Origin of the sequence: Microbulbifer mangrovi, from assembly GCF_002009015.1 — a bacterium.
GTDB classification, from domain to species: Bacteria; Pseudomonadota; Gammaproteobacteria; order Pseudomonadales; family Cellvibrionaceae; genus Microbulbifer; species Microbulbifer mangrovi.
In genome coordinates this window covers 1-23,864 of the sequence record NZ_LZDE01000346.1, presented here as the reverse complement: position 1 = coordinate 23,864, position 23,864 = coordinate 1, and the positions used below count along the sequence as shown (strand labels likewise).

The window sequence follows — 23,864 nt, the reverse complement described above, 5'->3', positions numbered from 1 at the left end:
GCCGATTGTGTCAGCTCTGTCCGCAACCGTGTTTTATTGTAGGCTCTTAGAATATAGCCACTGGGCACTTACGGGCATTGCATTCTTTGCAGCCATAGACCGTTAAGTATTGAACTCATCCTAATTTTCTAATTATTTTGGGATGAGAACACCCGCGAAAACCAAATCGGCGCACTGGTCACTTCTTGCACAAGATTGGTGCCCCGCCCCACAGGCTGCCCCCGCGTCACCTCGATCACCAGCCAATGGCGACTGCGCTGGCCTGTCACCGTCCGTCTGGTAGAATCCGCGCCCTAACAGACTTACCCCGAGTAACAGAGAAACTTCCATGCTCAACGCCGACGCCCTGAAACAGCTGTCCCAGCTGAAGACCGACATCCGTTCCACCAAGGAATTCGCCGAAGGGCGCGTGCGTGGCAGCAGCGGAAAATTCGGGTTCGTGGTGCTGGACGACGGGCGCGAGGCATTCCTGCCACCGGCGGAAATGGACCGGGTATTTCCCGGGGATCGGGTAAAGGTCAGCCTGACCGAAGAGGACAAGGGCAAACTCTCCGCAGAGCTTGATCAGCTGGTCGAGTCCAACCTCAAGTATCTGGTGGGCCAGTACGTGCAGCGCGGCCAGGGCCACTTCATCCAGCCCAGCGAACACGGTCTGTCGCGCTGGATATTCCTGCCCCCGAAGGCCCGCGGCAAAGCACAGCCGGGTGAATTCATCGCCTGCTCGATCACCCGCCACCCGTTCAAGGACGGGAAATCCCAGGCAAAAGTTGAAACCGTGATCGGCAAGCCGGAAAACGCCGGTATCGAGCACGCCTTTGTGGTCGCCCAGTACCAACTGCCGAACCAGTTTGGAAAGGAAGCACTGGCGCAGGCGGAATCCATCCCGGCTCAACTGGAAGCGCTCTGTGCCGAGCGCAAAGACCTGTCCGATCTGGGTTTTGTCACCATTGATGCAGAAACCACCAAGGATATGGATGACGCCCTTGCCGTCACCGAATCCGGCGATGGCTGGACCCTGCATATCGCAGTGGCCGACCCCTCCAGCCTGATCGAAGCCGGTTCTGCGCTGGATAAAGAAGCCCGCAAACGAGCGAACAGTGTTTACCTCGCAGGCGAAACCCTGCCCATGCTGCCTGCCAACCTGTGCGAAAACAGCTTCTCACTGATCGCCGGGGAACTCCGCCCGGTATTGGTGATGCGAATTGAAGTTGGTAAAGATGGTGCTCTGACCGGCTTTGATTACGAGTTTGCCGCCATCCGCTCCCAGCACAAGCTGAGCTATGCCCAGGTAGCACAATTCATCGAGGGCGATGCATCTGCCGCACCCGCAGAGCAACACGACAGCCTGCGCCACCTGGATGCCCTGAGTAAGGCCCGCGCTGCATATCGCGCCGGTCACTCCCTGGTGATGGAAGACCGTCCGGATTACGACCTGATCCTCAATGACCATCGCAAGATCGAGCGCATTGAAAAACAGCATCGCACCGCCGCCCAGCGCATGGTGGAAGAAGCTATGCTGGCAGCAAATATCTGTGCCGGTGAAAAACTCGCCGAGCTTGGTGGAGGCTGTTTCTCCATCCATCTCGGTTTCCGCGACGAACGCATGGCAGAAATCCGCTCACTTCTGAAGGACACCCTGCCTGAATACGCGGAGCAGGATCTGCACCAGCTGGATGTGTACCTGAAGCTGGTCAAAGCGCTGGAATCCCACAGCGACGCCGAGATGCACAACGTACTCGCAGTTTTGAAACGCATGCTGCGCCCGGGCGAACTGAGCAATAGTGCCGCAGCGCACCTGGGACTCGGCCTGGCACACTATGCGACCGTTACCTCACCGATCCGCAAATTTAACGACCTGCACAACCATCGGGTGTTGCGCGCTGCACAACTGGGAGAGGCCCGACCCACCCTGAACGATGCGCAAAGCGAAGCCCTGCAGCAAAGCGTCGGCACGGGCCGCCAGGCAGATCGCGCCCTGCAGCAGTGGCTGTTCTGCCAGTTCCTGGAAGGGAAAACCGGCGAGGACTTCAGCGGCACCATCACCCTGGTCAACGGCGCCGGTATCGGTGTGCGCCTGGATGACTTCGGCATCAACGGGTTTGTCCGCTTCAACAGCAAAAAGAATCCGTTCGAATTCGATGGCAAACGCCTGCGCATCACCCGCGGCGAAGAGACCTTCCAGCTGGATCAACAGGTGCAGGTGAAGGTGGCCGCGGTCGATACCGAAAAACGTCGAATTGCGTTCGAACTTGTCTCCGAAATTACCAGTGCCGAGTAATCTCGCTAACCCGTGATACCGGGTGACCGGTATCACTCGCCCCCAGACTAGACTTCCAGCTGTGGAGCCAAAAGCTCCGCGGCCGTCTCCGGCCCATCCGGATTTATCTATCCACGGTCAAGATCAAGGAACCACCATGTCGACCATTGCCGAACTCAACCCGCAGCCCCTGTGGAAACACTTTGCCAAGCTGTGTGAAATCCCCCGCCCTTCCAAGCATGAAGACAAGGTGGTGGCGTATATCCTGGACTTTGCCAATGCCCGCGGCCTCGATGCAAAGCTGGACCAGATCGGCAATATCATCATCAAAAAACCCGCCACACCGGGTATGGAAGACCGCAAAACCCTGGCAATGCAGAGCCACGTGGATATGGTGCCGCAGAAAAACGCGGACACGGATCACGACTTCCTGACAGATTCCATCAAACCCTACATCGACGGCGAGTGGGTAACTGCCGAGGGCACCACCCTGGGCGCGGATAACGGCATCGGTGTCGCTGCCATTCTCGCGCTGCTGGAATCGACTGACATTCCCCACCCGCCGCTCGAAGCACTGCTGACCATCGATGAAGAAGCGGGCATGACCGGCGCCAAGAACCTGCAGCCAGGTCACTTCGAAGCAGAGCTGCTGCTTAATCTGGACACCGAAGACGAAGGTGAACTCTACGTGGGCTGCGCCGGCGGCGTAGACGTGAATGTCGCACTGCCCTACACCGCCGAACCAGTACCTGCAGACCACAAAGCATTCAAGCTGAGCGTGCGCGGCCTGCGCGGCGGCCACTCCGGGCTGGATATCGACAAGGGCCGCGGCAACGCCAACAAAATAGCCAACCGCATTGTCGACGCAGCGCAAACCGAACTGGATGCCCTGCGTATCGCAACCCTCGATGGCGGCAGCCTGCGCAATGCCATTCCGCGCGAGTCCTTCACGGTCATCACGGTACCTGCAGGCAATGCAGCACGCCTGATGGAGATTGCCCTGCAGCAAATCGCGATCATCAAGGCAGAGCTCGATAATGAAGCCAAACTGGATGTCGCCCTGGACGAGTGCGAAGCGCCCGAAAGTGTTATGGACAGTGCCAGCCAGCGCAAACTGATCCTTGCACTGCGCGCCTGCCCCAACGGGGTCGAACGCATGAGTACCGCACTGGACGGTATTGCAGATACCTCCAATAACCTGGCGCGGGTAGTGACAGAGACCGAAGACGGCACCAGCCGCGTGCGTATCCAGTGCCTGGTGCGCAGCCTCTCCGACAGCGCCCGCGACCAGCACGGTCTCAACGTTGCGGCGGCATTTGAACTCGCCGGCGCCGACGCTTCCCTGGACAACGCCTACCCGGGCTGGACTCCGAATATGCAGTCCCCACTGCTGGCACTGATGAAAGACGTGTACAAGGAGATGGAAGGTACAGATCCGGAAGTCAAAGTGATTCACGCGGGCCTCGAGTGCGGCCTGCTGGCAAAGCCCTATCCCCACTGGGATATGGTTTCCTTCGGCCCCACCATCCGCCGCGCCCACTCACCGGAAGAGCGGGTACATATCGAAAGCGTGGGCAACTTCTGGGATTATTTCCTGAAGGTGGTCGAGGCCATTCCAGAGCGCTGATAGCGCATCCAAGCCCGGCCTCAATGCCGGGCTTTTTTGTATCTGCCGCATGTGGATCAAAGCCTGAGAACAGGATCTTCGCACCGCCCCAAATAGGAATTTAATTCCCCGACAAAAACCTTCAACGGAACTTAAATCCAAAACACCAGTCCTATCCCGTCGATAACAACGCGAAGGACACCCCCTACCATGAAAGCACTCTACCTGCTTTTCGCTCTCTTTCCCTGTATCGCAATGGCCAATGAATCCAAGATCGCAATTGGCATGGGCACACCATACGGCGGATTCGCCGGCTTGAAATACTCGGTAAAAGCAAATGATGACATCTTCTATGCCGGAGCCGGTCTCGCCCACATCGACGATTCAGACATCGGCCTGACACTGGGCTGGGAGCGCGCCCTGAATGAAAAGCATGGACTCGGGATTGCTTTGAGAACCCGGACCGTAGACGGCGGCAATGCTTACTATCCAGCGGGCTATTTCGGGCTGGATGAACCCACTGTCCGAAAGGACGGATATGAAGTGGCGCTGTACGGCAATTACACGTATTACTTCAGTGGCGCCAGTCAGTCCGGTTTTCTCGCGGGTGCCAATATCGGAAAGCAGTACCGTAAAGACAATGTAAGAAGCTATTTCAGGAACGGGACGTTTATCGGGATACATCTCGGGTATCAGTTTTAGCGTCTGCATCCAGCCTCGACAGTGAATGAGCCTGAAGGACCGGAGCTAATAATGCTCCGGATCAGGAAAGCCACCGCCAAGCACTTTCTTTACGACAAAATCTGCGCATTTTGTATTCCCAGGCTATTAAAGACAAAATGGGAAAAAATCTGATACCCACACAGTATGACACCCGCTATCAACACAGCCAAGAAGGCCAAGATTCGTCACACTATTCACGAATATGCCCACGATCCGGGCGCCGAGTCCTATGGACTTGAAGCTGCGACAAAGTTACAGCTAGATCCTGCACAAGTCTTCAAGACTCTGGTGGTGAGCCTTGACGGGAAGCAGCTCGCTGTGGGGATTATCCCGGTGGAATCCCAGCTCAGTATGAAATTGATGGCCAGGGCTGCCGGTGCCAAAAAAGCGGAAATGGCGGACAAGCAGCTTGTGCAGCGATCCACCGGTTATGTACTCGGTGGCGTCAGTCCCCTTGGGCAGAAAAAGCCCCTGCCTACATTCCTGCACGATTCTGCAAAAGCCCATGAGTCCCTGTTCGTTAGCGCCGGCCGCCGGGGACTTGAGATAGAACTCACACCGCTAGACCTGCTCGCACTGACGCGCGGCAACTTTGCCAACCTCTGCCAGTAGCGTCGCACACGAAACCTGTAAGGAGACTTATGCCTGCTTATCAATGGCTACTTTTTGACCTGGATGGAACCCTGAGCGACCCGGCAGAAGGCTTTGTGAACTCCATGAATCACGCGCTGCTCGCTCACGATTATGCGCCGCGCACCGCCAGCGAGTTGACGCCCTATATCGGCCCGCCACTGGAAGTTACCCTGGCCAAGCTCACCGGCTCGGAAGACAGCAACCATATCCGGGCCCTGGTAGACAAATACCGGGAACGTTATGCGGATACCGGATACGCGGAAAATTCCCTGTATCCCGGTATCACCGAGATGCTGGAACGCCTTAGCCAGGCTGGAGGTATTCGACTCGGGGTATGTACTTCCAAACGCGCTGACTTTGCAGAACGTATCCTCAAGCAATTCGACCTGTATCACTATTTCGAGTTTGTGAGCGGCGGCGATGTGGGAATTGCCAAGTGGCAGCAGTTGCAGGGGTTGCTGGCAGATAACAGGATCTCTATGCACTCATTGATGATCGGCGACCGCCATTTTGACCTGTCCGCCGCAGCAAAAAACCAGCTCCCCAGTGCCGGGGTATTGTGGGGTTATGGCTCCCGCGCGGAACTCGACGAGCACGCCCCCGCACACCTGTTCGCCCGTCCCGAGGAAATCCTGAACATTGTCTGATTGCTGATGCCCGAAGCCCCATACCAACAAAAAGGAAACCCTGTGAAATATATTCTTGTTGCTCTGTCCCTCATCGCGCTGTCCGGCTGCGGCACTGTTACCACCCTGAGCAGCTCCGATGCTGAAATTGCCCGCAACCTGAAAAAGCAAAACTCTGGCTGTGTCAGTGTACCCCGTGTATACAGCGGTGTTGCTTACAACATGTGCAAGTTGAACTCCAATGGCAGCTCCATTTACTTCTTGCCGATGGTTGGGATCTATCTGGTGGACAGTGTATTTTCCGCGGCCACAGACACCGTTGCGCTCCCCTACACCGTTTACGCACAAAGCCAGAAAGGCAGCGTAGACCTGTAACCATAGCGCTCAAATTTTATACGGCTGCGCAAGACTCACCGGGAACCGCCAGTCCCGACTTTGACTGGTTCCCGCGTTGCATACATCGCATAATGCGCGGCCAAATTTTCAACCCGACGATTGGCCTGCTGTATGTGGTTTAAAAACCTGCGCGTCTACCGCCTTACCCGCGAATTCACCCTTTCTGCCGAAAAATTGAACGAACTGCTGGAACCGGACACCTTCGTTCCTTGCGGCAGCCAGGACATGGCCCGCTACGGCTGGGTACCGCCATTGGGGCGTCACGGCAGCGAGCTTGTGCACGCTGCCAACGGCTACCTGATGGTATGTGCCAAGAAACAGGAAAAGGTGATCCCCGCAGCGGTGATCAACGAGAGGGTCGAGGAGATGGCCCTGGCCATTGCCGAGAAAGAAGCCCGCAGTGTGGGCCGCAAAGAACGTCAGAATCTCAAAGACGAGGTTTTGCTGGAGATGCGCCCCAAGGCCTTCGCCCGTTCCAGACTGCAATTTGCCTATATCGACCCCAAGGATGGCTGGATCGTGGTCAACGCCTCCTCCGCCAAGGCCGCGGAAGAGCTGCTGGAAAACCTGCGGGAAGCCATCAGTAGCCTCTCCGTGGTGCCGCTGGCAGCAAAGAATATTCCCCAGCAATCCATGACCCATTGGCTCACCGCCCCGGAAGCACCGCCCAACTTCGAGTTCGGCCACGAATGTGAGCTGCGCGACCCACAGGAATCCGGGAGTGTGATCCGCTGTAAAAACCAGGATTTGTGTGCAGAGGAGATCCACAACCACCTGGTAGCGGGCATGCAGGTACACAAGCTCGGGCTGATATGGCGAGAAGGTGTCGAACTGATGGTGGACGACCAGCTGTCCATCAAGCGCCTGAAGTTCAGCGACGCGGTTACCGAAAAGGCCGACAACGCGGACGCAGACAACGCCGCCCAGCGCTTTGACATCGAATTCTCGGTGATGACCCTGGAGATCTCCGCGCTGCTCAAGGATCTGCTGACCGCATTCGGTGGACTCAATACAGACACCGCCAGCGTAGACGAAATCGTCGCCCGCGCCTCCCGCGCCGACAGCGAACAACAACTGGCGGCTGAAGTGGAAGAAGTGGTGTAAAAGCGCCACAACCCTGGTCGGTGACAGGCCGACGGCAGTAACGCGACACGGCCATGGATGGCCGAGCGCATCTTGGTCGCCGCTATTCCATCAATCGCAAAACAGATCGAGGTTTGAGATACTCGGGGACAACAAAGAATAACAATCAGGGAAGGAAGACTATTCATGTCCACCAATGCCTCGGCTTCCACTCCAGAAGTACCCCCCGGATCCGGCTGGGACGCCGATAAGCCGGTTGCAAACCACCCTGGCCTGTCGCAATTCGAGCTCGACAAGATCGACCCCCAAAGCGTTGCCAAGCCGAGAGCAACGGGATGGGAGCTTGTGCTGTTTGTGGCCACCTTCGGGCTTTATTTCTCCTACTACCTTTACCATTTGACGAAAGACTGCCGAACGATCAACCGAGAGCCGGTTTCTCCCGGCTGGTGGATTCTCACTCCCTATTTCCTTCTTGCTCAATTCTTCGCCTATCCCCGACTGCTACGGCTGCTCGAGAATGCGGAAGCCCGCTGCCACCTGCCGCTCGCTTGGGGCGGGTGGCAGAGGGCCTGGCTGATCGGCATGTGGGTAGTGACCCTGCTGATCAATATCTCCGACAAGGTGCCAAATTCCGATCAGTGGTTTGTTGCCGTTTTCTTCGTCGGTGCTGCCCTGTTTTCCGTCTTACACACCCGGGTAAACCGTATCCGCAGCGCATACTGGGAACAGCTGTCAGAAAGCCCTCTCCCTGCGCGACGCTTCCATGCGGTTGAGTGGGTCATCTCGGTAGTTTGCCTGCCGGTTGCCATCACACTGCTGTGTATTCTGCTGTTCTACACACAGCTTTTTGGTGGAGACCAATTGCAGCAGTTACAAAACGGGGATATTGCATCTCAAGAGGGACACCCGTTTTCCATTGAGGTTCAGGGCGACCACTGGGCGCGCGTCGAAATCGGTTCCTACTCTGACGGTACGGCACTGATGGAGCTGGAAGGGGCCAGTACCGACGCCTACTTCGTGGTTTTCCCACACGGAAAGGAATCTTCGCTGGACCAGATCTCCGCATTCCGCACTGAAGAGGCCGCCGCCGAATTCATGCAGACAAGCTGCACGGAAAAGCGCGAGTTCCTGGATGGTGGTGATCAAAACGGCAGCCATATCATGTCCTCCCTCACCTGCGAAGGATCGCTACTGGGTAACAAGGTGCTTGTCACTAGCCGCGCCATTGAGACGGATCAGGGGATATACGAACTCTACGGGCAACTTGTCGCCACCAAAGCCGATTTCACCCATTCGCTTGCGGATTATCAGAGCACGGAGAAAGGATTTCGCCCACTATGAAATCGATCGCAACCCGCTTCTTGCTGCCGCTGGCAATCGTATTGCCGATGAGTACCGGTACATCTGCCGCAGAATCCCCGACAGACAACATCCGCTGGACCGGGGAAACCAATCAGGCCTTGATGGACTTTTCAAAACAATACCTGCTTGGTGATGTCCCATCCCGGTACACATTGGCGGGGTTCCGTGCGGATGTTCACGTTGGCGAATCGGAGGTCAAATCCAGAATCCAGACCGTCACCTATTACGCAACATCCAGCGAGATTGAAAGTCAGGGTAACGAGCTCATCTACTTCAACCGGAGTAACGAGCGGGTCACCATCCACTCTGCGGGCTCCATTTCCCCGGAGGGGAATATCCAGGTATTCGACCCGGCCAATATCCAGGTGGTGGAATCCAACCAGTACAATACGTTCACCGACACCAAAATTGCGGTGATCCCAATCCCGGGCCTTTCCAGCGGCGGTCTCAGTTTTGTCGATTACGAAGTCACCACGGACAAGTCGCAACTGGAAGCGCCCTGGTCGAGGGTTTTCTATCCCCGGGGCACCTACGAGTATCAGAATTATCACATCCAGATCAACAGCGCCCCCGGGGTCGACCTGCAATACCAGAATGCCAGTGATTCGCTCCTGTGCAGCGCAGAATCCGACACCATCACCTGTGCGGCCAAACAGATTCCGGCACTCAAGCGTGACAATACCGTTTATTGGCGGGATGTAATCAATCAGCTGGTGGTTACCGAAGGGGATTTGCCCTGGTCAGATATCGCCTCATTGATGCAGCACAAATTCGATAATGCGCGGGTGTCGTCGGCCGAGGTCGACAAGCTCTTTACCAGGCTCACAGAAAACCAACCCTCGCTGGAGGCAAAGATTTCCGCGATCCACCAGTTTGTCTCCCGCGAAATCCGCTACAACTCCATGTCCGGGCTCGGCAATGCGATTACCCCGCACAATATTCACGAGACCCTGCACAATCGCTACGGAGACTGTAAGGACAAATCGGCGCTATTACTGGAACTGTTGCAGAGACTCGGACTGAACCCAATTCCGGTTCTGGTGGCGACCGAGCGCAAAAGCCTCGAGAACCTGACACTTCCTGCAACCAATTACTTCGATCACGTCATCGTGTGTAATGACCAGCCGGAAATGAAGTTCTGTATCGACGCCACCGATACGGATACCGACTGGAGTGCACTTCCCGCCTGGATTCAGGGCAGCGCTGCGCTGCCAATTAAACCGGTCACTGAGCCGATGATGCTGCCGCTGAACAAGTACCGCTGGCAGATGCACGCCAATACGGAAATCGCCTTTGACGAGAAAGGTGGGCAGGTAGAAAAGACGACACGAAAGTACTCCGGGGAGTATGCGGGCTCGATGCGCTCGATACTGTCCGCAAGGACGCCGGAGGAACAACTGGAATGGGCGCAGAAGCAGTATCAGGAAGTCTACAGCTCCGATAAGGAACCGCAGTTTTCGTTTACACATTCCGACCAGATCGCACCCGAGCTTCTGATTCAGTCGGAAGTCCAATACGAGCCCTTGTCGGACCCGGAAACGGATCTGGCCTATACCGAATACGACAGCTGGATGCGGGACGAATTACAGAGCGTGGTCATCGACAACGAGCACTATGGCTATCAGTTTCCCGGACTCAGCATCGAATCCCGCTATGCATTTGATCTGGGAAAACTCTGGGCGTTGAGCTTCCCCGGGCAGACACTGGCCCTGAATCACAAGTACGGCTCACTTTCCCGTACCGTCCACAAGGTATCCGCCAGGGAACTCGAAGTCGTTTCCAAACTGGAAATACCCACGCGCTATGTTCCAGTGGAGGAAATTGAACCGTTCAACCAGTTCCTGGCCACCCTGAAACGGGAGGCCAACCTGCGGTTTGAAGCAGAAAAACTGGATTGATAGCTGAAGGCCAGGACTCAGAGTTTTTTGACCGGCCTTCCCGTTTCACTCCACAGCACGTGGTATTTTTCCTGCTCCGGGCGATCCACACGTGAGAAAGTGTGCGCGCCAAAGAAGTCCCGCTGCGCCTGCAACAGGTTGGCCGGCAGCGATTCGCGACGGAAGGCATCGTAGTAGCTGAGCGCTGAAGACAGCGCCGGTACAGGAATTCCACCGATGGTGGCATCGGCCACGGCCCGGCGCCAGTTCCCCTGGTGGCTTGCGATCTGTTCGATGAAGAAGTCGTCCAGTAGCAGGTTGGAGAGCTTGGTATCCCGCTCGTAGGCATCACTGATGGACTGCAGGAATACCGCACGAATAATACAACCGGCCCGCCAGATTCTGGCGATTTCAGCAAAATTCAGCTCCCAGCCCTGCTCCCTGGCAGCGAGCTTCATCAGGTCAAAACCCTGTGCGTAGACGCAGATTTTGGCGCAATACAGGGCGTCGTGCAGTTGCGCGATCACTTCCTCGCGTTTTTCCTCAGGTACCGGTGCTACATCCGGCCCCACCAGCTTTTGGGCCGCGCGGGTGCGCAGTACCTTGCGCGTAGAGAGGGAGCGGGCGAATACCGCTTCGGCGATACTCGGCGCCGGGCAACCCACCTGCAACGCGCCAACCGCGGTCCACAGGCCAGTCCCCTTCTGCCCCGCACGATCGAGAATCACATCCACCAGCGGCTTGCCCGTTTCGGAGTCCAGGGTGTCCAGCACTTCCGCGCTGATGTCGATGAGGTAACTGTTCAGCACCCCTTTGTTCCACTCGCGGAAGACCCCGGCGATTTCCTGTGGGGTCATCTCCAGGGCACTGCGCATCACATCGTAGACTTCGCAGATCATCTGCATGTCGGCATATTCAATACCGTTGTGCACCATTTTCACAAAGTGACCGGAACCAATGGGCCCGATATAGGCAGCGCAGGGTTCGCCCTCTTTCACCGGATTGCCGGGCTCGAATCGTTCAATGGGCTGCCCGGTTGCGGGATCCACCTTGGCGGCAATGGCGTGCCATACCGGTTCAATACGCGCCCAGGCGTAGCGATCGCCACTGGGCATCAACGACGGCCCGAAACGCGCGCCCACTTCGCCACCGGATACCGCTGTGGTGAAGAAGATCAACTTGCCTTCATAGCGTTTACAGCGCTCTACGGAATCGGTCCACAGGCTGTTGCCGGTGTCGATCACGATATCGTCCGCCTGCAGCCCGGCATCGAGCAACTTGTTGCACACGTCGTCTACGGGTGCACCGGCGGGAACGGAGAGAATCACCAGATGTGGCGCTTTCACGCGCGACAGCAGCTCGGTGTAGGAATTGCAGACTTCAACCCGGGCCGGCTGATCGCCGCGCTCTCTGGCATCCTGCTCCAGCAGCGCCTCGAGTCGCCCGTGGTCCAGGTCAAACGCGCAAACGCGGTATCCGTTGTCGACGAGGTTGAGAATCAGGTTTTTCCCCATGACCCCCGCGCCAATAAACCCGATATCGCAAAGTGCATCTGACATGAATCTCTCCAGAAAATTGGTGCTATTTGAAGCGGGCGGAGTATAGCAACCCGAAGCCCGTGCCGGGAGGCGGAATTTACCGCTGAGGTGACCGGGTATTTCTCCGCTTTCGGCCAGGGATTACAATCTGGGTCAGCCCATTTCATCCCATCGGATCTGCACTATGACCGCACAGCCAACCGCCCCGCACGTTTTCTCCGCTCCCTGGGGGCGCCAACTGGTGCTGATCACTTCCCTTTGCGGTGTCATCCTGTTTGGAATCAGCACAGTATTGCTGGCGAGAGCACCGGAAAATCCGCCCTGGACCTATCAGGTGGGTACCTGGATGCCACTGGCGATTTTCGCCCTGTGCGCGCTTTTTTCCGTGCGCGGTTACAGCTTGCAGGGTAACTATCTTATTGTGCACAGACCGGGCTGGCGCACTCGGGTCAATCTGGAGGGTTTACAGTCGGTATCCCATCAAGCGGATGCGACCCGGGGATCCATCCGGATCTTTGGCAACGGCGGCCTGTTCGGCTTTACCGGCCTGTTTCGCAATCAAAAGCTGGGACGCTATCGCGCCTTTGCCACGGATATTTCTCACACGGTGGTGATCCGGCTTCCCATCCGCACAATTGTGGTCACACCGGACAATCCGCAAAAATTTGTGGACCTGCTGCGCCCGCTCGCCAGCGACGCGGACACGAATTAATTCTCGGCTCACTGCCAATAGGTCACAGCCTGCTGGCGCTGAACTACACTCAAACCCAGTGATGTAATTTCGACTGGCCGCGCCACTGGCGGGAGGATGTATGCAGTTTATGACCCCATCAAGGCTCGTGACCACGGTAATATTTGTCCTGCTCTGTAACTTCGCCTGGGGAGATGAATCCCGCACCGAAGTCCTGCGCTTTACCAAGGGCGCCACCGGAACATCGGTCTCTAGCAATATCACCGGCTACAACACGGTAAATTACAAGGTCACCGCCAAGGCGGGCCAGCAAATGGTGGTCAAGCTCACGACTAGCCATACGGCGACCTATTTCAATGTTTATGCGCCGGGCAGCGGCCCAGGCGATGCCGCCATATTTATCGGCTCCACCAATGGTGACCGCTACGCAGCTTCGCTCCCCCAAAACGGGACTTATACCATCCAGGTATACATGATGCGCAGTGCCGCACGCCGCAATGAGTCGGCGGACTTCAAGCTGCGCGTGGATATCGACAGTACCAAGAGCAGCGACTCCAGCTCCGATCGCAGCCAGAGTCGTATAGCCTGGAAATACGATGCCAGTGGTTATCTGCCCTGCTCTGCCGGAGAACCCAACTTCCGTCGCCAGTGCCCCATGCAGGTTAAGCGCGCACCCGGCTCTGCAGAAATCAGGACTCGCAAACCGATAGAAGAGCATGGCCAGCGGGTGCTTTACTTTGCCAACGACCGTTTCAGCACCGACGATGGAAGCCCACTAAACTGGCAGCGTCAGGGAGATAACTGGTGGCTGGCGGCGGGAAAACAGGAGTACTACCTGATTCCAGATGCCGTGATTTATGGCGGCTGAAGCGGGTAGAATCGGTGTTATTCCATTCAGACACCGGTACTCCTTTTATGGCTACTCACTCCATGACGCGGTATTTCCCTATCGGTAAATTTGCCGCGTTGCTTTTTAGCAGCCTGCTTTCAGTAGTCGCCAACCCCGCACTGGGTGCTCCAGCTCAAGCCAGTGATTGCGTGATCCTGTTGCACGGGCTGGCCAAATCCGACAGTTCGATGGAGAAGCTTGAACAGGCCATCGACAACGCGGGGTATATCGCGGTCAATGTCGATTACCCTTCGACCGATTTTCCCATCGAAGAGCTCGCCGGTCCGGCAATCGCCCCCGCACTGGACGAATGCGCCCGGGCGACGCGCGACAGCAATGCACCGGCATCGCAGGTGCATTTTGTCACCCATTCGATGGGTGGCATCCTGGTGCGTCAGTACCTCAGCCGGGTGAATATTGAAAACCTGGGGCGGGTGGTCATGCTGGGCCCGCCCAATCAGGGCAGCGAAGTCGTGGACAAGCTGGGCAGTTTCCCGGGATTCCACTTTATTTTCGGCGATGCCGGTTTGCAGCTCGGCAGTGGCAAAATGAGCGTTCCGAACCAACTGGGTGGCGCGAATTTTGATGTCGGCATTATTGCCGGCACACAAAGTATCAATCCAATCCTCTCCGGCATGCTCCCGGGTAAGGATGACGGAAAGGTCACCGTCGCACGCACGCACCTGGAAGGAATGCGCGATCACCTGGAAATGCCGGTGACCCACGTGTTTATGATGAAAAATTCAAAGGTCATCCAGCAGGTCATCCATTACCTCGAGCATGGCCGTTTCCAGCGTGAGGCGGAACCGCATAGTGACGTTTAGGTCGCAAAAGCGTCTTGGCCGCTTGAACCACACGCAGAACGACTATTAGCCCCTCCGCGAACCTACACTGGTTGCCCTGCTTGATTTGTTATCAGGGCTACCAGTGCAAAAAAACCTTCTGCTCCGTTTCTCACTATCCGTGCTGCTAGTGCAGCTGATGTTGTACGCACTGCCCAGTGCTGCCGATACCAGCGCTACCCAGGCCCACCGGGAAAGGGTGGAGCTCCACGAAGACAGCCCGACATCCGAAGCCCCATCCCGAACTGCGCGGGTTACCGCGACCATCAATGGCCACCAGGCCATCGAATATCTGATCGACGCCAAAACCGGACAATCGCTGGAACTGGACGTGCACAGTAGTAATACCCAGGCCGGTTACCGCATTACCGCACCTGCAGCGCCGCGCGCACTGCACCGGGGCCACGGCCAGCACTCGCGCTTTTCCGTGACTCTGCCGAGAGACGGCACCTACAAGGTACTGATCTACCTGATGCACAGCGCCGCGCAGAATGGAGAGAGCGCCGAGTTTGCCCTGGATATCCGCCTGAGCTACCCGGGCTGATTCATGACTTGCCGAAGGCATTTCACAATGCAGAACACAGGTGCTCAAAATAGCGAAGCCGGACTACAGGAGAGTGTTTCTGCGGACTACAGCGCGGCAATAGACCAGGTCGATAGCTGGGTAGATGGTGCCATCAAGCTTCTGCCCAATTTCACCGTCGCCCTGCTGGTACTGCTGGTTGCCTTTATTCTAGGCAGTATTTTTCGGCTGGTTGTACGGCGGCATCTCACCCGCAGAGATCGGGGCAATCTGGGAGAAGTACTGGGGAGCCTGGTCAAGTGGTGCGTGATACTGGTGGGTTTTCTCCTTGCCGCCACCATCGTTATGCCCAGTCTCAAGCCCGGTGACCTGATCGCCGGATTGGGTGTGGGCTCAGTGGCAATCGGCTTTGCGTTCAAAGATATTCTGCAAAACTGGCTCGCCGGCCTGCTGATTCTCGTCCGCCAACCTTTTGAAATCGGCGATCAGATCAAGGTCGCGGGCTTCGAGGGCACCGTGCACCGCATAGAAACCCGCGCAACGCTCATCGACACTTACGACGGCCAGCGGGTGGTCATGCCCAACAGCGATATCTACACCAATGCGGTATTGGTAAAAACGGCCCATACCAACCGACGCAGTGATTACGAAATCGGCATCGGCTACAGCGACAGTATCGGCCAGGCGTGCGACGTGATCCGCAATGCGGTGAAACGGGTGGAGGGTGTTGAGCAGTCACCGGCGCCGGAAGCGCTGCCGTGGGAGCTCGCCGCCAGCTGGGTAACCATCCGCGCTCGCTGGTGGACCAACAGCACCCAGACCGATGTCACCCATGTTCGGGCGCGCGTCATTCAGTCCGTAAAAGAAGCGCTGGATGAAGCCGGTATCGACATGCCGTTTGAAACCCAGGTACACCTGTTCCATGACCAGACCGACGAGTCCGATGGGAAACCGGGTGAACAGAGGGAAGGTTGGCCTGCGCCCTCGGCTGACAAAGGAGAAATGCGGGCGGGTAGCCCGGAGACCAGGCGCGGATCCGGAAAAACCGGCCCCGAAAATAAATAAGCCCACTGGATAGTGGGCTCAGGGATAAAGTGCGAGGCCGGCGAATCAGCCGATCTTGCGGATACCTACCGCTTCGCGCAGCTTGGCGAGGAAAGGACGGGAATAAGCACGCGCCTTTTCGGCCCCCTTCTCCAGCTCTTCTTCGATCTGCGCCGGATTGGCAAGCAGTGTTTCATAACGCTCACGCGCTTCACCAATCTGTCCGTTGATCAGTTCAAACAGCTGTTTCTTGGCCTCGCCCCAGGCGATGCCCTCTTCAAATGCCTTGCGCATCTCCGCGGTCTGTTCCGGCGTGGCAAATGCCTGCCAGATCTGGAAGACGGTAGAAGTATCCGGATCTTTCGGCTCGCCCGGCTCCAGCAGATTGGTCTTGATCTTGTTGATGTGCTTTTTCAGTTTCTTTTCCGGCAGAAACAGCGGAATGGTATTGCCGTAGCTCTTGCTCATCTTGCGGCCGTCCAGGCCCTGCAATACGGAAACATGCGCATCGACCACGGCTTCTGGCAGCGCAAAATGCTCGCCGTAATGGTGGTTGAAACGCGCAGCAATATCCCGCGCCATTTCGATATGTTGAATCTGGTCCTTGCCCACCGGCACCTTGTTGGCATTGAACATCAGGATGTCCGCGGCCATCAGGATCGGGTAGCTGTACAGCCCCATATTGATTCCGAAGTCTGAGTCCTGTCCATCTTCGCGATTGGCATCCACCGCAGCCTTGTAGGCGTGTGCGCGATTCATCAGGCCCTTGGCGGTCTGGCAGGTCAGCAGCCAGGTCAGCTCGGGGATTTCGACGATGTCGGACTGACGATAGAAAACCACATTATCGGTATTCAGCCCCAGCGCCAGCCAAGTTGCGGCGATTTCCAGTGTGGACTGATGAACCTGTTCCGGATCCTGACACTTGATCAGCGCGTGGTAATCCGCCAGAAAATAGAAAGACTGGTTATTTTCTTCCTGGCTGGCGGCAATGGCCGGGCGAATCGCGCCCACATAGTTGCCCAGGTGGGGAGTGCCGGTGGTGGTAATGCCGGTAAGTACACGCTGCTTGCTCATAAATCCTAGAGGTTCCGTTCTTGCTAATCGTCAATCGGCGAATCAGGGCCGAATGATACCCGTTTCCCGCGGGGGGTTGTACGTTCAGGACGATTTCAGCTGCCGCTGGCACACGCACCCAGTAACGCGCGGTACTGTGCCGTCATTTGATCCCAGCTGAAATCCGATATATCCGGCACTGAAGCCACCCCGCCCGCTTGTATCTGTCCGGCACAGCGCACCATGGCCTTGCACAGGTTGGCAGCGCAGGACTCCACATCCTCGGAATAGCGCCAGCCTCCGCGCCCGAACCATTCGGGGTAAGCGAGATGGTCTGGCACCAGCGGCTGACAGCCCGCTGCCACCGCCTCCAGCACCGCCAGGCCCTGGAAATCGTGCCGCGCGGTGGAAATCACAGCATGACTCTGCCCCAGCAGCTGGCGATACTCCGCAAGACTCTGGCGATAGCCCCAGGCACCCAGCGCGCCCAGCTTTTCGAGGGACTTCCGGATATGGGCGAATTCCGCCGGTTGCCGCCGGAACTGCTGCCCCACCACATGCAGAGTAAACGGAATCTGCTGACGCCCGAATCGCCGTACTGCAGCCAGCAGAATATCCGGGCCCTTGTCATACTCCCAGCGGTGATTCCAGATAAAGGTCGGGCGCGCAGGCTTGTCTCGAGGGACCTCAAAGGCGGCGCTCTCCAGCGGTACCGGGAGTACCCTGGATTTGTCGACGATCTCCCGACAGATACCAGCGGGCACGTGGTCGGGTAACTTGTGCAACAACGCTTCCGCCCCCTGCAGCAGGGTATTGCGGTTGTATTCAGAATTGAACAACAGCAAATCCGCACTCAGCGCCGTATAAATGTTTAACAGCTGGGGCTCCACCGAGGGCACAGCCTCTTCACTGCGAGGGTAGTCAAACTGGTTCTCGTGGAAATACACCACCGAGGGTACCCGGGCCAACTCTGGCACCAGGCCGCGCAGCGAGGACAGGTCAGTCATCGAGGTGGCAACAATCAGATCCCACGGTTCACGCAGGGTCGACAGGGCCTCTCCCCTGCCCCAGCTGAGGCTGTTGCCGCGCACCCGCCAGCTGAAATAGCGTGGCGGCAGACTGAGTACGGTCCACTCCCAGTCGGGAATGGCGGCCACCAGGCCGCGCCGCCAGCGCTTGTGACTGTCGGCATCGTAAGCGGAAAGCAGAAGCACTTTCACGGAGTTACCTGAAGATTCAAGAGTGGAGTTGGGAAATGGTGCCGGCCGAATGACCGGCAGAAACGAAAATCAAGACTCGCTTTATTCAAAGTCCCGCAGGTTCGTCAAGCGCGCAAACAGGCTGGAGGTATCCCAACGTCCGCCGCCGAGTGCCTGCACTTCGCTGTAAAACTGATCCACCAGCGCGGTAACCGGCAGCAACGCACCGTTGCGCTGGGCCTCGTCGAGGACGATCCCCAGGTCTTTGCGCATCCAGTCCACCGCAAACCCATGCTCATAGTCACCGGCCAACATGGTTTTATAGCGGTTTTCCATCTGCCAGCTCTGGGCGGCCCCCTTGGAAATCACCTCTACCACCTGCTCGGGATCCAGCCCGGCAGCACGGGCAAAATGTAGTCCTTCTGAAAGCCCCTGCACCAGCCCCGCAATACATACCTGATTGACCATCTTACAAAGCTGGCCACTGCCTACCGGGCCCATCAGGTTGAGCGCGCGGGCATAGCTCTGTAACAACGGTGTCACGCGCTGATAGTTGGCCTCGTCGCCGCCCACCATAATGGTCAGCGCGCCGTTCTCCGCGCCCGCCTGGCCGCCAGATACCGGCGCGTCGAGAAATCCAATGCCCAGCTCTGCGGCCGCGGCTGCCAGTTCCCGGGCAACATTGGCAGAGGCGGTAGTGTGGTCGACAAAAACACTACCGGATGCCATCCCGTGAAAAGCACCATCACTGCCGGTGGTCACCTGGCGCAAATCTTCGTCGTTTCCGACGCAGGCAAATACAAACTCGGCCCCACTGGCCGCTTTTGCGGGTGTCGAAAATGCTTCACCGGCGTAGGTTTCCAGCCATTCGCTAGCCCGGCTATCCGTGCGGTTGTAGATCTGTACCCGATAACCGGCGCGCGACAGGTAGCCAGCCATAGGGAAACCCATTACGCCGAGCCCGATAAATGCCACTGTAGTTGTCATAGAAATACCCGGTCTTGAATAAGATTCGACGCTAGATGTGTCATTGCTGCAACGTTCACATTAAAGCCCGCAGCGTCAGTTGGTGAGGATCAACCAGATCAGCGCGCCGCCAAGAAAGAAGCGGTAAATGGCGAACGGGCCCATGCCAATACGGCTGATAAACTGGAGGAAAAAGTGAATACACAGATAAGCACTGATTCCGGAAAGTACCACCCCGAGTGTGATACTTCCCCAGGGCACGACCTCTGTATCGAGCAATTCGAGGGTAAGCAGCAATGCACTCAGGGTGATTACCGGGATCGACATCAGGAACGAGAAGCGGGCTGCAGCTTCCCGCTTCATACCCAGCATCAGGCCTGCAGTCATGGTGATACCTGAGCGTGAGGTGCCCGGAATCAGCGCCAATGCTTGCGCTACACCGATCATTAATGCCTTTTTCCAATCCAGCTTGCCCAGTTCGTCCCGGCGGGCACCGTGCACATCGGACCACCACAACAACGCACCGAATACGATAGTGGTGGCGGCAATCACAGCCGAGGAACGCAGGTGGGTTTCGATAAAGTCCTTGAAGATCAGCCCCACGAGCCCGGCGGGGATGGTCGCCAGCACAATCAGCCAGGCAAGGCGCCCTTCGTCGGTGAAACGGCCAGTCTTGAATCCACCGAGTCCATCGACAATCAATTGCCAGACGTCCTTGCGGAAATACACAAGTACAGCAATCAGGGAGCCAAAGTGCACCGCTACATCAAACGCCAACCCCTGATCCGGCCATCCCAGAACCTGGTTGGGCAGAATCAGATGCGCAGAACTGGAAATCGGAAGGAATTCGGTCATACCCTGAATCAGGGCCAGAATAATGGTCTGAAAGGTTTCCATATTTTTTACTGCATTCGCCAGCGGCTGGTGCCCAGATCTGGCTTTTGTTAATTGTTATACGGCGGTGTTTCAGCGCGCGCGAATGCGCTCTCGTTTTTTCCAGGTTACCTCGTTGCGCAGGTAAGCCGGTTCCAGGGCCTCGGCAGCAACATATTCACCCTTCTGCCACAGATCTGCCGCCAGCGTAACAATATCCTGCGCGTGAATGGCCGCCTCTTCCCAGATTCCCAGCGGGTTCAGGGCCGCGAGCTGCGGATACTCCCACCCGGGCCCCGCTGCATAAAGCGGGCATGTTTCCCCGGCAGCCCCCAGAAACCCGCCCCGCTCCAGGAACGCTACCACCTGCTCCGGGCTGGATACCGCATCCGGCAGAATGGCCTCCCCCGGCCGTTCTGACGAATAAAGTCCCCAATACACCTCCTGCATGCGCGCATCCAGCGCCGCCAATACCGGAGCGCCGCTCCATGCCGACTGTGTACGTACTGCACCCGCGGCCATTGCCGCAAGGCTGGATACCGGAACCACGGGCTTGTCCGATGCAAAAGCCAGGCCTTGTACGCAGCTGATCGCGATGCGCAGGCCGGTAAAGGAGCCCGGTCCCTGACTGACCGCGAGAGCATCCACATCAGCCAGAGAACTCTCGGCTTGCGCCAGCACAGACTGCACCATGGGGAGAAGGCGACGGGTATGGTCGCGCTCGGCCCGAACAAATTGCTCGCAGACGCGGCCATCCTGGTACAGCGCCACAGAGCAGGCACCGGACGTGGTATCAACAGCCAAAAGTTTCAAAACTTGGAATCCGTGGTGAATAGCAGATACGCCCCCTTCCCCACTATCCGCAGAATGCGGGACAAGCTGGGAGCGGGGCCAAAATCAGGGGCGAATTGTGGCACGCCCAGCGACAAACGCAACTGGCCGCATATGCGGCATCCGATATGCCTCACCGCGATGGCCCCCGTGACACCGATACTCCTGATAGCCAACACCCGTTTTCCCTCTCCTAAAAAACAAAAGCCCCGACCATAGAGGCCGGGGCTGGGTGGACTACACTGGGCAGATACTTGAATCGCCGGTAATCAGGACTTCTTCGGTGGGCGGCCCCGGCGAACCCCGGCCTTCTTGGCCGCAGCCTTGGGCGGACGCCCGCGACGAACAGATTTCTTGGGTGCAGACTTGACCGCCTTGGTAGCAGCCTTTTTGGCCGCAGCCTTCTTCGGACGACCGGGGGATTTCTTAGCAGCTGTCTTTTTGGCCGCAGGCTTTTTAGCTGCAGATTTTTTCGCCGGGGTCTTTTTGGCCGCCGACTTCTTAACAGCTTTCTTCTTTTTTGCAGCCTTGGACGCTTTTTTGGCTTCGGCTTTGGCTTTGGCGGCGGCCTTTTTCTCCAGCGACTTGGCTTTGGCTGCGGCTTTCTTCGCCGCCGCCTTTACCTTTGCGGTCGCCTTCTTCTCCGCCGCCTTCACCTTTTTGGCATCGGCCTTGGCGCGGGCTTTTTTCCAGCGACTTTCGAAAGCCTTTACCGCTTTCTCAAGCTCTTTATCAGCCTTGGAGGAAAGCTTGTCAGCCATCTCCGTGACTTTCTGCTTGGCGGACTCCTCGGCCTGACGCACGGCGTCCATCGCGCTGGCCTTGGCCAACCCTACCTTGGCCTCAGCCAGCTTGGCGCGTTGTTCACGCAACTTACTATTTGCAGAACTCAGTGACTGCTTGGCAGCAGCAGAACCAGTTTTCTGGACCCTTGCCCGTGCTTTACCCACGCGATCCAGCTGCGCATCCAGAGCCTTCGCAGCCGAATCCACGGCTTTCTGCGCCTTGGCCACCACCGGTGAAGTGCTCGCAGCGGCCTTGGCTGCCGCCGGTTTGGCTTTGGCTACACGTTTTGCCTTGGCCTTTTTCTTTGCGACTCGTGCCATCCCTTGTCTCCTCTTTCTCTGTAAAAGAAGTCACCTGAACACTCAACTACGTGCTGGCCGACATTTCGGATCAACCCCTGAGATGTCCTGCCACTCTCGAATACGGTAAAAAACCCTGAGAGCCTCCCTGCCGGAACCTCACTCACTGATATGGGCCAGGGGAAATAGTGATTCCCCTCTGTAGTGCCTGACAGTGATACCCGGCAGTGGTGCCTGGACCGATATCATCAAGTTGAAAACCGTCTGCAATCCATTGAATTTTGGACGGCGCAACCATTCAAAATGACACGGTTGTATCAAAGTTAATAAAAAAAATAGGGTTTGCAAGAAAATGGATCAAAAAAAACCGATTTTTCGGAAAAAAATCGGTTTTTTTTGATTGTCGGAGGATGTTTTAAGCCTTTTCCCGGCTCTGCGATAAATCGGGCTGAAAAAATTACTTCGCGGGTATCCCCGGAGTTCGCTCCAGGGCGATCGCCTCCAGCAATCGAATATGGTCTTCGCGCGCGTTCAGTGCAGGAATATATCGATATTCCCGACCGCCAGCTTCGATAAAATTAGCGCGATTCTCTACCGCGATTTCTTCCAGAGTTTCCAGGCAATCAGCGGCAAACGCCGGGCAGATCACATCCACGCTGGGCACACCACTCTGCCCCCATTCGATCAGGGTTTTGTCTGTATAGGGCTGCAGCCATTCCGCCTTCCCGAAACGAGACTGGAAGGTAATTTCCCATTTCTCCCGCGACAGGTTTAACGCCTCTGCCAGCTTCTCTGCGGTACCACAGCAATGCTGATAATAGGGATCGCCCTTGCGGGTATTGGCTTTGGGAATGCCGTGGAATGACATCATCAGCTTTTCCGCCGCGCCGTTCTTTTCCCAGTGCTCACGTACCGAGTTCGCCAGCGCCTCAATATAAAGAGGGTGCTGCCAATAGTCGTGGACCACGGCGATGTCCGGCACGTTACGTGCGCTGCGGATGATATCCGCCACCTGATCATATATAGCGCCAGTCGTGGTGGCGGAATACTGAGGATAAAGAGGAATGACCGTAAAACTGGTAGCTCCCTCCTGCCCCAAACGCGCGACAGTATCCCCAAGGCTGGGAGCCCCGTAAGTCATCGCATGGCCAACCCGCAGCTGGCCAGCCGCAGGATAATCAGCATGCGCGGAATCGCGGGCAGAATCAGCGTCCAGTCGCTGCTTTAGCAGCTGTACTTGCCGCTGTGTGTAATAGGTAATCGGAGACCCGGTCACCGCTTCACCGTCCAGCCCCTGGTTCCAGATTTCTTCGTAGGCCGGCGCGATTCGCTTCGGCCTCAACGGCAGCACAAAGAGATTGAGGATCAATTTCCACAAAGGCCGCGGTATTTCGACCACACGGGGATCAGAAAGAAACGCCCGGAGAAATTGCCGTACTGCCGCCGGCGTCGGTTCCGCGGGCGTGCCCAGGTTCATCAGAATGATCGCGTGAGCCATATTCGTTTCACACTCCAGTAGGTATCAGTGGCCAACAACAGGCATCCAAAATCGATTTTGAATCGTCCGGTGCGGACAGCCTGCCCGGCTCTCCTCCGCCCGCGATTCAGGATCAATTCGATTGGTGGGGCAGGAGTATTTCAGAAACTGGCAGAAAAGTATTTAGCAGGCTGCTTATGCGCACACATAGTCTGGGTCAATCAGGTGAACATGCCCCGCTCTCGCGACTGTACGCTACCAGAACCTAAAAAGGCTCCCGAAGGAGCCTT

The 23,864-nt window shown here is 57.1% G+C and carries 22 protein-coding genes; 14 read left to right on the top strand and 8 right to left on the bottom strand.

What is annotated here, in order from left to right:
• The first annotated feature begins 328 nt into the window (after nt 1–328).
• The 9 genes from B4U49_RS17790 to B4U49_RS17750 all read left to right on the top strand — a co-directional run bounded on the left by B4U49_RS17790 (nt 329) and on the right by B4U49_RS17750 (nt 10,584).
• Entirely contained in the window at nt 329–2,278 is a 1,950-nt protein-coding gene (locus B4U49_RS17790; protein ID WP_078085957.1) for a VacB/RNase II family 3'-5' exoribonuclease, read from the top strand.
• A 136-nt stretch (nt 2,279–2,414) separates the two neighbouring features.
• Nucleotides 2,415–3,884 (top strand): aminoacyl-histidine dipeptidase, encoded by a 1,470-nt coding sequence (locus B4U49_RS17785; protein ID WP_078085956.1) that lies wholly within the window; start codon nt 2,415–2,417, stop codon nt 3,882–3,884.
• Between the two features lie 189 nt (nt 3,885–4,073).
• A complete protein-coding gene (locus B4U49_RS17780; RefSeq protein WP_078085955.1) occupies nt 4,074–4,565 on the top strand; it encodes a hypothetical protein in 492 nt (163 codons plus the stop codon).
• A gap of 165 nt (nt 4,566–4,730) precedes the next feature.
• Nucleotides 4,731–5,198, top strand: coding sequence for a Cys-tRNA(Pro) deacylase (ybaK, locus tag B4U49_RS17775; RefSeq protein ID WP_078085954.1), 468 nt, complete (start codon nt 4,731–4,733; stop codon nt 5,196–5,198).
• 29 nt (nt 5,199–5,227) lie between these two features.
• Nucleotides 5,228–5,866 (top strand): HAD hydrolase-like protein, encoded by a 639-nt coding sequence (locus B4U49_RS17770; protein ID WP_078085953.1) that lies wholly within the window; start codon nt 5,228–5,230, stop codon nt 5,864–5,866.
• A 42-nt stretch (nt 5,867–5,908) separates the two neighbouring features.
• Nucleotides 5,909–6,220 (top strand): YceK/YidQ family lipoprotein, encoded by a 312-nt coding sequence (locus tag B4U49_RS17765; RefSeq protein WP_078085952.1) that lies wholly within the window; start codon nt 5,909–5,911, stop codon nt 6,218–6,220.
• A 132-nt stretch (nt 6,221–6,352) separates the two neighbouring features.
• Complete coding sequence (gene rdgC, locus B4U49_RS17760; RefSeq protein WP_078085951.1) at nt 6,353–7,345, top strand: recombination-associated protein RdgC; 993 nt, start codon at nt 6,353–6,355, stop codon at nt 7,343–7,345.
• 165 nt (nt 7,346–7,510) lie between these two features.
• Nucleotides 7,511–8,665 carry a hypothetical protein gene (locus B4U49_RS17755; protein WP_078085950.1) on the top strand — a complete coding sequence of 385 codons (1,155 nt, stop codon included), beginning with the start codon at nt 7,511–7,513 and terminating at the stop codon, nt 8,663–8,665.
• Nucleotides 8,662–10,584 (top strand): DUF3857 domain-containing protein, encoded by a 1,923-nt coding sequence (locus tag B4U49_RS17750; protein WP_078085949.1) that lies wholly within the window; start codon nt 8,662–8,664, stop codon nt 10,582–10,584. Before B4U49_RS17755 ends, B4U49_RS17750 begins: the two co-directional genes overlap by 4 nt.
• Before the next feature lie 17 nt (nt 10,585–10,601).
• On the opposite strand, the gene gndA is transcribed toward B4U49_RS17750, so the two are convergent.
• Nucleotides 10,602–12,122 carry an NADP-dependent phosphogluconate dehydrogenase gene (gndA, locus tag B4U49_RS17745; RefSeq protein WP_078085948.1) on the bottom strand — a complete coding sequence of 507 codons (1,521 nt, stop codon included), beginning with the start codon at nt 12,120–12,122 and terminating at the stop codon, nt 10,602–10,604.
• A 163-nt stretch (nt 12,123–12,285) separates the two neighbouring features.
• Between gndA and B4U49_RS17740 the strand changes: the two genes are divergently transcribed.
• The 5 genes from B4U49_RS17740 (at nt 12,286) to B4U49_RS17720 (ending at nt 16,111) form a co-directional block, all read left to right on the top strand.
• Nucleotides 12,286–12,813 carry a PH domain-containing protein gene (locus B4U49_RS17740; RefSeq protein WP_078085947.1) on the top strand — a complete coding sequence of 176 codons (528 nt, stop codon included), beginning with the start codon at nt 12,286–12,288 and terminating at the stop codon, nt 12,811–12,813.
• Between the two features lie 100 nt (nt 12,814–12,913).
• Nucleotides 12,914–13,660: a PPC domain-containing protein gene (locus B4U49_RS19170; protein WP_193432863.1), complete on the top strand. Its 747-nt coding sequence runs from the start codon at nt 12,914–12,916 to the stop codon at nt 13,658–13,660.
• Nucleotides 13,661–13,707: 47 nt separating this feature from the next.
• Nucleotides 13,708–14,505, top strand: coding sequence for an esterase/lipase family protein (locus B4U49_RS17730; RefSeq protein WP_239692698.1), 798 nt, complete (start codon nt 13,708–13,710; stop codon nt 14,503–14,505).
• Between the two features lie 103 nt (nt 14,506–14,608).
• Nucleotides 14,609–15,067: a hypothetical protein gene (locus B4U49_RS17725; RefSeq protein WP_143735734.1), complete on the top strand. Its 459-nt coding sequence runs from the start codon at nt 14,609–14,611 to the stop codon at nt 15,065–15,067.
• A gap of 27 nt (nt 15,068–15,094) precedes the next feature.
• On the top strand, nt 15,095–16,111 hold the full coding sequence (locus B4U49_RS17720; RefSeq protein WP_078085945.1) for a mechanosensitive ion channel family protein: 1,017 nt from the start codon (nt 15,095–15,097) through the stop codon (nt 16,109–16,111).
• Nucleotides 16,112–16,156: 45 nt separating this feature from the next.
• Here B4U49_RS17720 and B4U49_RS17715 read toward each other — a convergent pair whose 3' ends face one another.
• The 7 genes from B4U49_RS17715 to hemH form a co-directional block, all read right to left on the bottom strand.
• Entirely contained in the window at nt 16,157–17,164 is a 1,008-nt protein-coding gene (locus tag B4U49_RS17715; RefSeq protein WP_078085944.1) for a tryptophan--tRNA ligase, read from the bottom strand.
• A gap of 95 nt (nt 17,165–17,259) precedes the next feature.
• A complete protein-coding gene (locus tag B4U49_RS17710) occupies nt 17,260–18,363 on the bottom strand; it encodes a tRNA-queuosine alpha-mannosyltransferase domain-containing protein (RefSeq protein WP_193432862.1) in 1,104 nt (367 codons plus the stop codon).
• Between the two features lie 81 nt (nt 18,364–18,444).
• Nucleotides 18,445–19,329 (bottom strand): NAD(P)-dependent oxidoreductase, encoded by an 885-nt coding sequence (locus B4U49_RS17705; RefSeq protein ID WP_078085943.1) that lies wholly within the window; start codon nt 19,327–19,329, stop codon nt 18,445–18,447.
• A 75-nt stretch (nt 19,330–19,404) separates the two neighbouring features.
• Nucleotides 19,405–20,205 (bottom strand): undecaprenyl-diphosphate phosphatase, encoded by an 801-nt coding sequence (locus B4U49_RS17700; RefSeq protein WP_078085942.1) that lies wholly within the window; start codon nt 20,203–20,205, stop codon nt 19,405–19,407.
• Between the two features lie 69 nt (nt 20,206–20,274).
• A complete protein-coding gene (tsaB, locus tag B4U49_RS17695; protein ID WP_078085941.1) occupies nt 20,275–20,994 on the bottom strand; it encodes a tRNA (adenosine(37)-N6)-threonylcarbamoyltransferase complex dimerization subunit type 1 TsaB in 720 nt (239 codons plus the stop codon).
• A 287-nt stretch (nt 20,995–21,281) separates the two neighbouring features.
• Nucleotides 21,282–22,118, bottom strand: a complete 837-nt coding sequence (locus B4U49_RS18925) for a hypothetical protein (RefSeq protein ID WP_143735733.1) — start codon at nt 22,116–22,118, stop codon at nt 21,282–21,284.
• Nucleotides 22,119–22,554: 436 nt separating this feature from the next.
• Nucleotides 22,555–23,595, bottom strand: a complete 1,041-nt coding sequence (gene hemH / locus B4U49_RS17680) for a ferrochelatase (RefSeq protein ID WP_078085939.1) — start codon at nt 23,593–23,595, stop codon at nt 22,555–22,557.
• Nucleotides 23,596–23,864: the final 269 nt, after the last annotated feature.

Excerpts from the sequence above, each read along its gene's own strand:
- B4U49_RS17790 (WP_078085957.1), top strand. The coding sequence starts at position 329 with ATGCTCAACGCCGACGCCCTGAAACAGCTGTCCCAGCTGAAGACCGAC.
- B4U49_RS17785 (WP_078085956.1), top strand. The coding sequence starts at position 2,415 with ATGTCGACCATTGCCGAACTCAACCCGCAGCCCCTGTGGAAACACTTT.
- B4U49_RS17780 (WP_078085955.1), top strand. The coding sequence starts at position 4,074 with ATGAAAGCACTCTACCTGCTTTTCGCTCTCTTTCCCTGTATCGCAATG.
- ybaK (WP_078085954.1), top strand. The coding sequence starts at position 4,731 with ATGACACCCGCTATCAACACAGCCAAGAAGGCCAAGATTCGTCACACT.
- B4U49_RS17770 (WP_078085953.1), top strand. The coding sequence starts at position 5,228 with ATGCCTGCTTATCAATGGCTACTTTTTGACCTGGATGGAACCCTGAGC.
- rdgC (WP_078085951.1), top strand. The coding sequence starts at position 6,353 with ATGTGGTTTAAAAACCTGCGCGTCTACCGCCTTACCCGCGAATTCACC.
- B4U49_RS17755 (WP_078085950.1), top strand. The coding sequence starts at position 7,511 with ATGTCCACCAATGCCTCGGCTTCCACTCCAGAAGTACCCCCCGGATCC.
- B4U49_RS17750 (WP_078085949.1), top strand. The coding sequence starts at position 8,662 with ATGAAATCGATCGCAACCCGCTTCTTGCTGCCGCTGGCAATCGTATTG.
- gndA (WP_078085948.1), bottom strand. The coding sequence starts at position 12,122 with ATGTCAGATGCACTTTGCGATATCGGGTTTATTGGCGCGGGGGTCATG.
- B4U49_RS17740 (WP_078085947.1), top strand. The coding sequence starts at position 12,286 with ATGACCGCACAGCCAACCGCCCCGCACGTTTTCTCCGCTCCCTGGGGG.
- B4U49_RS19170 (WP_193432863.1), top strand. The coding sequence starts at position 12,914 with ATGCAGTTTATGACCCCATCAAGGCTCGTGACCACGGTAATATTTGTC.
- B4U49_RS17730 (WP_239692698.1), top strand. The coding sequence starts at position 13,708 with ATGGCTACTCACTCCATGACGCGGTATTTCCCTATCGGTAAATTTGCC.
- B4U49_RS17720 (WP_078085945.1), top strand. The coding sequence starts at position 15,095 with ATGCAGAACACAGGTGCTCAAAATAGCGAAGCCGGACTACAGGAGAGT.
- B4U49_RS17715 (WP_078085944.1), bottom strand. The coding sequence starts at position 17,164 with ATGAGCAAGCAGCGTGTACTTACCGGCATTACCACCACCGGCACTCCC.
- B4U49_RS17705 (WP_078085943.1), bottom strand. The coding sequence starts at position 19,329 with ATGACAACTACAGTGGCATTTATCGGGCTCGGCGTAATGGGTTTCCCT.
- B4U49_RS17700 (WP_078085942.1), bottom strand. The coding sequence starts at position 20,205 with ATGGAAACCTTTCAGACCATTATTCTGGCCCTGATTCAGGGTATGACC.
- B4U49_RS18925 (WP_143735733.1), bottom strand. The coding sequence starts at position 22,118 with ATGGCACGAGTCGCAAAGAAAAAGGCCAAGGCAAAACGTGTAGCCAAA.
- hemH (WP_078085939.1), bottom strand. The coding sequence starts at position 23,595 with ATGGCTCACGCGATCATTCTGATGAACCTGGGCACGCCCGCGGAACCG.